11 protein-coding genes and 1 pseudogene are annotated in these 11,175 nt (G+C 35.1%); 1 reads left to right on the plus strand and 11 read right to left on the minus strand.

Annotation, left to right across the window (positions count from 1 at the left end):
• Positions 1-137 precede the first annotated feature (137 nt).
• The 5 genes from ACVLR6_RS15090 to repM form a co-directional block, all read right to left on the minus strand.
• Positions 138-1,031 (minus strand): HNH endonuclease, encoded by an 894-nt coding sequence (locus tag ACVLR6_RS15090; RefSeq protein ID WP_216972119.1) that lies wholly within the window; start codon positions 1,029-1,031, stop codon positions 138-140.
• A gap of 216 nt (positions 1,032-1,247) precedes the next feature.
• Positions 1,248-1,523: a hypothetical protein gene (locus ACVLR6_RS15095; RefSeq protein WP_057692633.1), complete on the minus strand. Its 276-nt coding sequence runs from the start codon at positions 1,521-1,523 to the stop codon at positions 1,248-1,250.
• 210 nt (positions 1,524-1,733) lie between these two features.
• Entirely contained in the window at positions 1,734-1,877 is a 144-nt protein-coding gene (locus ACVLR6_RS15100) for a hypothetical protein (protein ID WP_171521856.1), read from the minus strand.
• Between the two features lie 10 nt (positions 1,878-1,887).
• A complete protein-coding gene (locus tag ACVLR6_RS15105) occupies positions 1,888-2,409 on the minus strand; it encodes a plasmid replication DNA-binding protein (RefSeq protein WP_166135759.1) in 522 nt (173 codons plus the stop codon).
• Positions 2,410-2,487: 78 nt separating this feature from the next.
• The gene (gene repM / locus ACVLR6_RS15110) at positions 2,488-3,420 is read right to left on the minus strand and encodes a replication initiation protein RepM (protein ID WP_166135756.1); all 933 of its coding nucleotides are present in this window, start codon (positions 3,418-3,420) and stop codon (positions 2,488-2,490) included.
• 2,227 nt (positions 3,421-5,647) lie between these two features.
• Between repM and ACVLR6_RS15115 the strand changes: the two genes are divergently transcribed.
• Positions 5,648-6,634: a hypothetical protein gene (locus tag ACVLR6_RS15115; protein WP_225518789.1), complete on the plus strand. Its 987-nt coding sequence runs from the start codon at positions 5,648-5,650 to the stop codon at positions 6,632-6,634.
• Between the two features lie 621 nt (positions 6,635-7,255).
• Here the strand turns inward: ACVLR6_RS15115 and ACVLR6_RS15120 are convergent.
• The 6 genes and pseudogenes from ACVLR6_RS15120 to ACVLR6_RS15145 all read right to left on the minus strand — a co-directional run bounded on the left by ACVLR6_RS15120 (position 7,256) and on the right by ACVLR6_RS15145 (position 10,957).
• Positions 7,256-8,629, minus strand: a complete 1,374-nt coding sequence (locus tag ACVLR6_RS15120) for a hypothetical protein (protein ID WP_455996232.1) — start codon at positions 8,627-8,629, stop codon at positions 7,256-7,258.
• Positions 8,630-8,685: 56 nt separating this feature from the next.
• Positions 8,686-8,832: pseudogene (locus tag ACVLR6_RS15125) on the minus strand (IS256 family transposase); the annotation flags it as partial.
• 102 nt (positions 8,833-8,934) lie between these two features.
• Positions 8,935-9,876 (minus strand): glycosyltransferase family 2 protein, encoded by a 942-nt coding sequence (locus ACVLR6_RS15130; RefSeq protein WP_455996234.1) that lies wholly within the window; start codon positions 9,874-9,876, stop codon positions 8,935-8,937.
• Between the two features lies 1 nt (position 9,877).
• A complete protein-coding gene (locus ACVLR6_RS15135; protein WP_395527364.1) occupies positions 9,878-10,234 on the minus strand; it encodes a GtrA family protein in 357 nt (118 codons plus the stop codon).
• Between the two features lie 134 nt (positions 10,235-10,368).
• On the minus strand, positions 10,369-10,683 hold the full coding sequence (locus tag ACVLR6_RS15140; protein WP_163143224.1) for a BrnA antitoxin family protein: 315 nt from the start codon (positions 10,681-10,683) through the stop codon (positions 10,369-10,371).
• A complete protein-coding gene (locus tag ACVLR6_RS15145) occupies positions 10,670-10,957 on the minus strand; it encodes a BrnT family toxin (protein ID WP_039890878.1) in 288 nt (95 codons plus the stop codon). Before ACVLR6_RS15145 ends, ACVLR6_RS15140 begins: the two co-directional genes overlap by 14 nt.
• Positions 10,958-11,175: the final 218 nt, after the last annotated feature.

Consider the following 11,175-nt stretch of genomic DNA (forward strand, 5'->3'; position numbering starts at 1 on the left):
CACCATTATGTTAAATGGGTAGTCGTTTCAATATATTTGAGAGCATGTAATAATCCTATTACCACACTTACATCACATATTTTTAATATGTTTTGTAGAGTAAGAAATAGAGCAATCTATTTCTTACTCAACTTATCTTACATTGGATAGTTAAAGCTATCTCGATGCCATTTCAAATATTTTTTTGACTCTTGTGGTAACTCAATTTTTCTAGTTTGAACATTCATTTGCTCTAGCAAATTATCTACTTCATTATTTTTAGTAAGAAGGTTTCCTTCATCATCGAATGAAATAAGTCCTTTATCAAATAATATATCTACGTGAGCTGCTAATAAGATTCCATTTGATGAATCTAAGCGTTCACTATCATTTGAAATCCTCCAAGGTTTAATATGGCTTGCACGTAACAACTCATTTAAACGGATTCCAGTAAGCGGACAATGCCCAAACTTCTTAATTAGTTCTTTTCGAAAGATGTTTTGCCCAATGCGCTGCAAGATATATACAGATTTTGATGTTAGAGGAATATTTTCATCTTTATCTTGGTCTAATTGACCAATTTCCAGCTCTCCGGAAGGATCTATTTTTTCATATAAGTAACTGGCCAAGTTGGCGCTAATTTCTGCTAAGTAGCAACCTTGGTTGCCATTTCCTGTAGTTGCGCTGATTGGGGAATATTTGGCTGGTAATAATGGTCGAATTTCATCAATAAAGTCTTTAGGCTTAAATTTACTTTCGACAACAAAGAAATCAACATCTACTTTCCAGCCAACGCTCCCCCAATGTCCTGTTTCTTGAAAAGGATTTTCTGCCTCATAAGCTGATGATCTAGCACAGCCTAATGCCTGGATGACTCCCATTGCGTAAGAAAAAACAATGTCACCAGGTTTTACGAGTTTCATGTTTTCGTATGATTGATTGAAACTATTGTTGGCATTTACTTTTGGGGACCAGAGATAACCATCTCCAACTTCAGTTTTATATGTTTGTTTATGATTAACCCAAAAATAGTTAGGAAGTTGTGTATTCATAGTAAGTCTCTTCTGCAGTTTGATTAGGAAATGAGAGCAGAAGAAGCACCACACTTACATCACATCTCTCAATAGACATTAGAATACACACGAAATACAGGGGTGTAAACAGGGTGTTATCTAGGACTTTAGTATTTTGATACTAGATATTTATTAAGATATTGTTTTGTATCGTTAAAAATTTTTACAGGGTTTGTTTTTCTATACTTATTTTTATTAAAAAAATCTTTTATAAGCGTTCTTATATTCTCTAATAGATGCAACTAGAGTCCAAATAAGAATTCCTATAATCAGATAGTTTGAACGTTTTATTAGTCGATGAGGCTCTAGACTTTCTAACAATGTACCTGCCGTTTGAGCATGTAATTTTGCTAGCTGATAGTCCATGCCAATTTTGATTAGCAATGATAACCCTATGCCAAAGACGAGGATCCACCATAATTTTTGGCTTACCATAAATGGAAAAAATACAGTTTCTAGTAATGCTCTCATTAGCTTCTCGTGTTTTTAAATTTGAAAGTTTTTCTAAAATTAACATAATACACGTTATACGAAATGCGCTTATGAAATTCAATTAAATCAATGCATTGAGATCCACTAAAAAGCCCAGTTTCAACAAACTGGGCTTTTTAGTGGATCATTCACGCAATACGCCTATTTATTCAGCAATTTGAGGCTGGATTGATAAATTTCACTGCACAATCATTTGCTTCGCTCTTGGGCTTTCTGCCGATGCTCACGCTCTTTTTTAAAGGCACGTTGATCCATGATGCTGGCTATGATCATGATCGGAATCCCGACAAACAGAAAGGCAATACCTTGCAGGATCTCTTTCAGTTTTGGCATGATCTTTCGCTCAATCATTATCAAAGACGGCATTCAGCACACGGCCAAATAAACCACGTTTTCTTGGTTCAGGCTTAACATGCTCTGGGACAAGAATTTCCTTGTTTTCAGAAGTAGTCAATTCGTCATAGTTTGGCTCTGGCTCTAACCGAGGATCTGTTGCTATATCCTGGTTAGATTTCTGATCGGTAAACGTAGTCATATTGGCTTTTGGGGCTTCCAATAAGCGCTGCATCGTTTCAATCTGGTTTTGATAGAAGGATTCCCTGTCTTTGGCATCTGACAGCTGATTTTTCAGCATGTCTATCTGCTGTCTAAGCAGTAAAACTTCTGCCGAACTTGGACTGTCTATTTTTACAGATTCTTTGACATCCGGTTTTTGAGCAGGCTCTCCAAATACACGGATAGCTTCTGAAAAATCAATTTTATTATCGGAATTTTTACTTAAAATTCCTTTGCTTATATGATTGTAAATCGTTTGTCTATTTATGCCGTAAAGCTTGGATAATTCTAAAACTGAAAGGCTTTTCATGGTGTAAAACGATGCCTAATCTTGTAAAAATGTCTTGTCTATTAGACTGTCTAATAGACAAATCAGCAAGTCTATATTCTAGGTAGCCTTGAAGCCTACTTTTTTGAGGTAAGGGTATAGTTCTTTAAATTTCTTTGGGGTTTGGAGCATCTCAGCAATACGTACAGCGAACTGCTGATAGCTTTCTGTGCCATGAGAGTATTTACCCATTTCCGGAAGCTGCGAAAGTTTGTTTGCAAACAAGTGGCGTTGAGCATCTGTCATGGTTGAGAAAATATCTATCGTGTTCGGATCTCGCTTGTTTTCTATAAGCTGATTGTCCGTTTTCTTTTGTTTGAAGGTGAATGAAAATCCTGAAATAGAGCGGCCTTTTTTATGTTGTTGATAAGTTGCTTTAATATCTGTTTTTTCATTAATGTCATTAATAGCTAGATCAAGAACTCTTTTTTTAAAATCGCTCATTAATTTGTATTGATCTTCTTCGACTCCAAGCTGCGCACGAAAATCTTCTAAATTAATAATAGGAGTTTTTCCTGTACTTCTCCATTGAATCAATAATTCATAGAGTCTGCTTGAATACACACTTTTCAAGTTGGCTGTTTGGCTTAAAAGATATTGAGTAAAGAATTCTTTTACTCCATTGATACGGCTAATGCCTTGAACAACGGCAGGCGTAAAAACAATTTCTATGGCCCCTTCATTGTCCAAATATTTAACTTGAGAAATCCAACGACTTTTTACAAGTTTTCCATCTTCATCAAAAAAGCTGAATCGGCGATTAAATAGGGTTTCTTCTGCTTCCTTCATTCTCATATAAGCATTTTGTCGAGTAGTACCAAATACATCGGCATAACGTAATGCATCTATTCTTAGAGGCATATCTGTAGTTAATCCTGTACCAGTGTCTCTTGCATCTACAATAGCCAATTGAACAATATGGAATTCTGCTAAGGAAAGTACCTGAAATGCTTGATTCAAACGATTTGTTTTAACTACAAGATCTTTTTTCATGTGGTAATTAAACGTCTTTATATGAGTTATTAATAGATTTAAAAGACATATTAATACAAATCATTTTAAAGACAAGTATAAATTTGTCTTTAAACGACAACTAAACGTCCTTATATGGGTAACTAAACGTCCTTATATGGGTAACTAAACGTCCTTATATGGGTAACTAAACGTCCTTACATATTCTTTGAATCTATTGAAATATAAGGCTTATAGGCAGTCTAAAAGAATTTAAAAACTTTAAAATAATTAAAAGCCCAATCATGAAAAATTGCCCTTGGTTTTCGCTTCGCTCAAACTCTATTGAATCTCGCTTTCGCTCGATTCGAGGGGCAATTTTTTGGTTAATATTTTCGTGAGTTTTAGAAAAAGCAAAAGCAACTCGGAATTCGCTTCGCTCATAGTACTTTTTTGCTCGCTTCGCTCGGTCTAGGCTCAATTTTCTACATATGATTTACGCCTTTTTTGACTTCACAGCCTAAAAAAGCTGTTTTTCAGGGAGTCTAGGCTCAACTTTTGGTGTGTTCGCTCGTAGACACTCGCTCTGATATAGCGATTAAAAGCAAAAAATAGGGGGTATGCGCGTTTTTTCACTGATTACCAATGGGAAACCCTATGTCAAATAGAAAAAACGGCTAAGAACGCAAATGAGCGCAAAATGGAAAGCAGTTTATTAGGGTCAATGCTCAGGACCTCGAACTCAGTTATTTATGTGTGATGAGGGACACACAGATTTTTAATTTCGTTCAGCAGAATCGGCTGCGTCAGGATTTTTTAAGTGAGGTCCCCACTAACCGTTTTTAAAAAGTCGGATCAAAGACTTTGATTTGACTTGTTTTCTCAAGGTTCTTGGAATTTCTGGATCCGATGCCACTCGAATCTGATCTTCTAGGTCGATTTTTACAAATGTGGCTGGAGGGTTTAGACCGCCAAGCCTATGAAGTTGCCAAACTCCATCCTCAAACCACATTCTTCCAATTCTCTTACACACTCCAACTTAATGGCGTGTCCTTTCGTTACTCATTTCAACGCTCGCCTTTCACTCGAATTGAAATGCTTCCTCTGCCATTACAGCAAAGCCCTACTAAGTCACTCTCCCACAGTTCTGTTTTCGGAAGTTGCCTCCGATTGAATAAAGACCTCTTCAAATTAAAGAGAAATCTTTAAGCAATACGGCTTCGTCATTAAACAAAACTGCTTCCCAAGTTAGCATTAAAACAGTTGTTTTCAGTTGCCTGAAAACTGGCAGAACCCGTGCCGATCTCCTGCATACAACACCTACATTCCTATCTCCCCCGATCGCAGTTCCAAGTCGTATCAGGTTTATACAATGCTGTATGCAGTTAATAATCATCCACGTTCACGCCTTACCCATATCGACATACACAGCCTAAACAGCACCATGTTGACGACCTTACAGGCTTGAGCTATCCATTGATCTCGACAGCAAAACAGAATGTCATCCGACAATTTCACTGTTTCACCTAAAATCGAGTACCGATTGCGCCAGCTTTCGCCTTGCAACCCTGACACCTCACGATGCCCTCAAAAGCCCACCTGCGGGTATAACCTACGCCCTTGTCTTTATTTTTGTTTTTGACTTGAAGCGTCTGGTTATCAGCTATTGACGAGGTTACTCATTCCGTGAGTCCTCTGACTGTCTGTTTTAATACAGGGTTTCGGCCCTTTCAGCCTAGGAGGGAAGTTACTCCCACCGCCACGTCACCGTGATCCCGTGTCCTTGTCGCCCAACTGACCTCCACCTTGGGAGTGGAGGGTGTTCATTCATCAAAATGAGTGAACAGGTAGAAAGCGGGAGTCACACCCGCTAGCCCCTCGTGTAGCCGCGCCAGCTAGAGTTTCCTCACGCACGCAGCTTCACCACTAAAGCTTCTCAAAGACTGGCAATCCTCAAGAAGGGGGAGTGTGTCTGATTCATGGGTAGGCAACCCAGGAACCAAACAGAAAATAATTGGCTCATGGATTGGCAGTCCACACAAAAATCAAAGACCTTAAAAGCGTTATATTTGATCAAATGGTGGTCGTCAAGACCAATTTTTGGAACTGCTATTTATAGAATCACCAAAGGTGGTTCATTAGTACGATCTAAAATTTATAAAATATGAATTTTCTAATTTAAAGAATATATTTATAGAATTTTTTAGGAATATACTTTATAAATCTCTTATAGAATCACTTTTGTAAATCTTTTTAGGAATAAGAAAAAATGATCTATTACAGTTATAACCCAAAAGATTTTACAAAAAATATCATGGGACTGATGACGAATGAATATGATCTTGTTTCCGAAAAATTTAGCTTTGATGTTGATGAAGCAGAGGGCATGATTAATAAATGGATTGATCGTTATCACTTATTAGACACGGCTCAACAGACTTATCGTAGAAGATTGAATGTGGAGCCTGTTTTTAGCCTAATCATTAATTTTAGATATGAATATTTACAGGGAATGAGTGACGATGAACGCTGGAAGAAATTTGAGCATGGTGAATCCGTTTTTTTAACCAAAGTCGATGCTTATTTGTTTTGCCGCACCAGTGATGCTTTCTTATTTGATGAAAAAACTAAAAAAGTTTTGAGCAAAACAGACAAACAAGATTTATTGAAGATTAACCGTAAAATCTTTGAGATCTGTCCAAGTGCAGAGACCTTTCATAATATTGCCAATATAGCCCCAATCATTGTCGGTAAGTATGAACTGGTGCGGCTGACAAAACCCAAAAAAAGCATTAAAGAACTTAAAGCCAAGAATTGGACCAATGAGAAACATGCGACAGATTGGACTTGGCGGTTGACTGACCGTGCTTATAAGGAACAATTAGAACAAGGAAAAAGAGTTGTTTTACGATTTCAAAATATGATTGAAAAAAATGCCAGCTTAGATGAAAAAAAAGTCTATTTTGAACGGCATTTTAGGGCTCTGGAAGGTTATCTTGGCTATCGTGGTGTTCGTCAGCAGATTGGAAATCTATATCATCTTGAAAAAAGATTATTTAAGGATAAATACAATCAGTCTTGGTTTGATCATGGTGCCAGAACTTTAAAACTTGCCTATATGAAAAAGCTTAAAAATCTAATTGCAAACAATACTCTATATAAAGAGGCTGAATCTCAATTTTTGAGTGTATTGAAAGAACATCTCGATAAAAATTATGAGAAATGGAAAAAAGATTCTAAACAAGCTGAGGGATAGGAGGTTTTGGTTTTTACTTATCGGGCGGGACCAACAGCATTAATTCGCATCTTAGATGCACATCCTAGTCTTATTTAAAAAAATGCATTAAAAATGGGAGCTTAGCTCCTATTTTTTGTAACTTCGTATAAGAGATTTTATGTTAAATAATAGATCTCTTGCGAAAGTATCGTTTACCTAATTTTTGAACTGACTAAAACCTTATTAAATGTAGCTTTAGGCTGTTTAAATTTTGACTAACGCAAGAAGTCTAATAATTAACTGCTTTAAAATATAAAAGTAAGTTCATCTTTCAAAGTTGATTTACTTTTAAATCTATATTTTACTCAGTATCTGCATCTAATTTTTGTTTCAATATCCTTAAATTTTTCCGCTGTACACGACAAATTTCACAGAACCCTTATCCTATCAGGCTTCTGCTTTCTTAAAATTGCCAGAATTTCCTTAAAATCGCTCATGGCGTTTAGCCATGAGCCGCTTTATTATTGAATTCGGTGACCGCTTAAGCAATCACCTTTAAATTTATGAAAAGCAATTACACAAAATTATTTACAGGCTCTTAAAACACTATAAGACGAGGTCGTTTAACGTAACTGTAACGTCTGTTATACGAAATATACTTTATTTTCGCACATATAAATCATAACCAGTATGGATTTTAGATGTACTATCAAAAACGTAATGATTGTTAATGATGTTACAGATTTTATTTGGCTCGTCACACATATCCACCGCTGTCATCACCAAGTAGGGTGACTTTCCAAGTTCCTTTATATAGTAATCATTCGCATAGCTTCCAAACACGATCTGAGGATGGTCAGACCAGATGAGTTTATTAACATTTTTTAAATCAGAATATAAATACACGAGATGAGTGGAGCGAATATTCAGAGCGCTATTATTGATGCGTGCTAATTTATTTAGGTGACTGAGATCTTGTTGCGCTTGATATGTCTTAATATCATTTATTTTATTAAGTGCATCTATTTTTAAAGGTAATAAGTAGGTTAGAGCTGCTGCAATAGGCAAAATTATTACTGCTATTATTACTGCCTTCTCTTGAGTTATAACAGCCCAAAACATCATTGATAATGGTATAACCATTGGCTCTAAGTAATGAGCATAACCACGATCTGAGACGAAAGCACCTAAAATCGTACCAACATAAAGTAGTAAAGTAACATAAAAGTTTTTATCTCTTTTTGTTTTTATTACATAAAAAATGACTATAGGAAGGAATATAATGATGAGTTTAGATAAATATACTAAGCTATTTAATCTACTAGCCGAACCTGAATAGCCAGTTAAAAACTGATATTGTAGTGTAAAGTATTCAGTTACACTTTGATTGGTTAAATAAAATGGAAAGAATAAAATAAAACATAAAAATAAGAAGCCAGCTAAAAATTTAAGAATCCTATAGATATAGGATTCAAAACCCTTAGAAAAGAACATGTAAAGGGTACTAGGCATCATTATTGCGGCTGCTAAATAATTGATATTAAATAATAAAGCAGCTGTTGCCCCTATGAGGAAAAACTGATACTTAACATTAATTTTTGACGTATAAAAAAATATATACAAACATATAAAAGGTAACATTAGCATTTCCGTATTACCGGAAAAGTTCTCAATCAGAAATGAAGACACTAAAAGAAATGAACTTACAACCAAAAATTTATTGAAGTTTTTACCACTTAAAATAATAGCACTACTCAAAGCACACGCAAATGCTATCGATAAATATAGATGCTTTTGACCAATCAAGTAGTAAAAAAAACCGTATATGTAGTAAGTTAGTAGTGGCTTGTGATCAAAAGTATTACCATATGGTAAGGTTAGTGACTCAACAATATCTTTCCCAATTATAGTATATATGGTGGTATCGATAGCGACATAAGCTTGTTCATGATATAGGCCTACTAGCAAACAAGTTATAGTCAAAAATATCATTAGATAGAATATATTAACTTTTTTTCCTGATGATTCATTCATAATCTAGTCTTCTCATTGAGCCTGTAAATAATTTTGTGTAATTGCTTTTCATAAATTTAAAGGTGATTGCTTAAGTGGTCACCGAATTCAATAATAAAGCGACTCATGGCTAAACGCCATGAGCGAATAGGAATATTCCACTTTTTAGACGCTGCATCAATTGCCAGGTAAATCACTTTACGTACAGAATAATCCGTTGGAAAGTGATGTGGGTCTAGGATTTTAGACCACTCCTATAAGTGATAATCTACTCCCCAATAAGCATGGTCTAAAATCCTAGCCCCACATCAGTTATTCTCTTTTCTTCAAGTTTTACTCTGCCCTTCATTATTTAAATCTCTTTTTAAAATATATCTTGGTCGTTTCTTAGTTTCCATATAGATCCTACCAATATATTCCCCTAAAACGCCTATTCCTATAAGCTGTACACCACCTAAAAATAGGATTGAAACTAATAATGATGGATATCCTTTTACATCATTTCCCCAAATAATAGTTTCTAAAATCAACCAAGAACCATATAAAAAAGATAAGGTTGCAATTAAAAGTCCAATATATGTCCAAATTCTCAAAGGTATCGTTGAAAAACTTGTAACCCCTTCTAATGCAAGATTCCAAAGCTTCCACCCATTAAACTTGGTTTGACCAGCACTTCTTGTAGGACGAACATATTCAACAACATCGATCTTTCCACCAACCCAAGAAAGTACTCCTTTCATAAAAAGGTTTATTTCAGGTAGTCTCTTAATATTTTCTACAATCTCTCTAGACATTAATCGAAAATCACCAACATTTTCTTCAATTTTAGGTGAGCTAATCTTGTTATGTAATCGATAAAATGCCAAAGCCGTTGATCTTTTTAAATAGCTATCAGTACTTCTGTCACTTCGTTTAGCTAAAACCATATCAGCTCCAGCCTGCCACTTTGCAATCAGTAGCGGAATAACCTCAATGGGGTCCTGAAGGTCAACATCAATTGGAATAACAGCATCACCAGTTGCATGCTCTATCCCTGCAAATAAAGCAGGCTCTTTACCAAAGTTTCTAGTAAAACTTAATGCTCTAACAAACTTATCTGTAAGTGATAGTTCGTTAATAATTAATTCTGTTTTGTCTTTACTACCATCATTAATGAAAATGATCTCCACATCATATTTCTTAAGGGGAGCATAATTTCTAACAGCGTCATAAAAAATAGGGATAGCTTCTTCTTCATTAAAAACAGGAACAATTAGAGATATTTTCATACTACTTCCTAAACACTAAATATTTTGAATATAAAAAACCCAAGATTAAACTTATGATTGAAAAACCTATCAATGTTATAGCTATATTTAAGTGATACAGATCTGATAAATATCCAACTAAAAATGACAAAAGCCCCATAAAGCAAATAAAAGCGATGTATCTATAAAAGTTAACATGAGAATCGAATGTCCATTTTGCATTTGCAAAGAAACTAAAAGTTACAGCTACACAAAAAGCGATTAGATTAGATATAGCTTGTGATTGAGAAAAAAAAATATAGAGTACAAAAAATACACAGTAATGTATTATTGTGTTCAACACTCCAACTGAGACGTATTTAAAAAAAAGTTTTTGCATTTATTTTGAAATGTGAATTGATGGCCGACATTATTACAATAATAAAATACTATTACAAATAACTTATTAATTTCCCTAAAATTAACATAATACACCTTATGCGAAGTCAAAAATGGGAGCCTAAGCTCCCATTTTTATTGATGATTTTTTAATTCTTTTAGCATAGCATCCCGTAAGATTTCATTCATTCGTGTTTGATAACCTTTGCCTTGTGCTTTGAACCAAGCAAGTACATCAGCATCTAACCGAATTGAAGTTTGTTGCTTCACTGGGCGGTAAAATTGATTTTGGCGTACAGCATTACTCCAGTCGGCAACTTCAGGAATATCTGAGAGATCTAGCTGATCGTCAGGAACCGTTCCCTTAGCAAGCAAGCGTTGAATTTCAGCATCTTGCTTGTCGCTGAATTTTTCATTCAGTTCTTTGCGTGAGTATCTAACCATGCTCATATTTATCTCGCTCCGCTTTAGTTACCTGTCTTGCACTAATGATTCGTATGATTTCACAGTCATCTTCATCAAAGATGGTGTGAGCTACTAATAGCATTAGTACGCCTTTTACTTTTCCAATGGTTTGCCAACGTTCTTCACCATCGGTATGTCTGTCTTGGATTGAGATCCTTAGAGGATCTTCAAAAACAAGGCTTGCCGTTTCGAAAGAGACATCGTGTTTTTTCTGATTCTTTCGATTCTTTGCCTCATCCCATTCGAAATACTGTTCCATAAAAACATTCAAATTTGTATATACAATAATGTATCACAAAATTGTATCACTCAAGTTGAGACGCGTAATTTTTAGTCAAAATTATTGGCAAAACATTCCAAAACTGCTCATAAAAAAGCCGACTTGTTTCAAAGTCGGCTTTTTTATATTTTTTAGATTTTTATCATTAAGATAAGTTATTGATATTGCAGTTAATATACAAGTGTATTGCGTATAAC

It is taken from the genome of Acinetobacter sp. T63 (assembly GCF_053852345.1).

What these genes read in the sequence shown, in the direction of transcription:
- ACVLR6_RS15090 (WP_216972119.1), bottom strand. Translation starts at nt 1,031, where the DNA reads ATGAATACACAACTTCCTAACTATTTTTGGGTTAATCATAAACAAACA.
- ACVLR6_RS15095 (WP_057692633.1), bottom strand. Translation starts at nt 1,523, where the DNA reads ATGAGAGCATTACTAGAAACTGTATTTTTTCCATTTATGGTAAGCCAA.
- ACVLR6_RS15100 (WP_171521856.1), bottom strand. Translation starts at nt 1,877, where the DNA reads ATGCCAAAACTGAAAGAGATCCTGCAAGGTATTGCCTTTCTGTTTGTC.
- ACVLR6_RS15105 (WP_166135759.1), bottom strand. Translation starts at nt 2,409, where the DNA reads ATGAAAAGCCTTTCAGTTTTAGAATTATCCAAGCTTTACGGCATAAAT.
- repM (WP_166135756.1), bottom strand. Translation starts at nt 3,420, where the DNA reads ATGAAAAAAGATCTTGTAGTTAAAACAAATCGTTTGAATCAAGCATTT.
- ACVLR6_RS15115 (WP_225518789.1), top strand. Translation starts at nt 5,648, where the DNA reads ATGATCTATTACAGTTATAACCCAAAAGATTTTACAAAAAATATCATG.
- ACVLR6_RS15120 (WP_455996232.1), bottom strand. Translation starts at nt 8,629, where the DNA reads ATGAATGAATCATCAGGAAAAAAAGTTAATATATTCTATCTAATGATA.
- ACVLR6_RS15130 (WP_455996234.1), bottom strand. Translation starts at nt 9,876, where the DNA reads ATGAAAATATCTCTAATTGTTCCTGTTTTTAATGAAGAAGAAGCTATC.
- ACVLR6_RS15135 (WP_395527364.1), bottom strand. Translation starts at nt 10,234, where the DNA reads ATGCAAAAACTTTTTTTTAAATACGTCTCAGTTGGAGTGTTGAACACA.
- ACVLR6_RS15140 (WP_163143224.1), bottom strand. Translation starts at nt 10,683, where the DNA reads ATGAGCATGGTTAGATACTCACGCAAAGAACTGAATGAAAAATTCAGC.
- ACVLR6_RS15145 (WP_039890878.1), bottom strand. Translation starts at nt 10,957, where the DNA reads ATGGAACAGTATTTCGAATGGGATGAGGCAAAGAATCGAAAGAATCAG.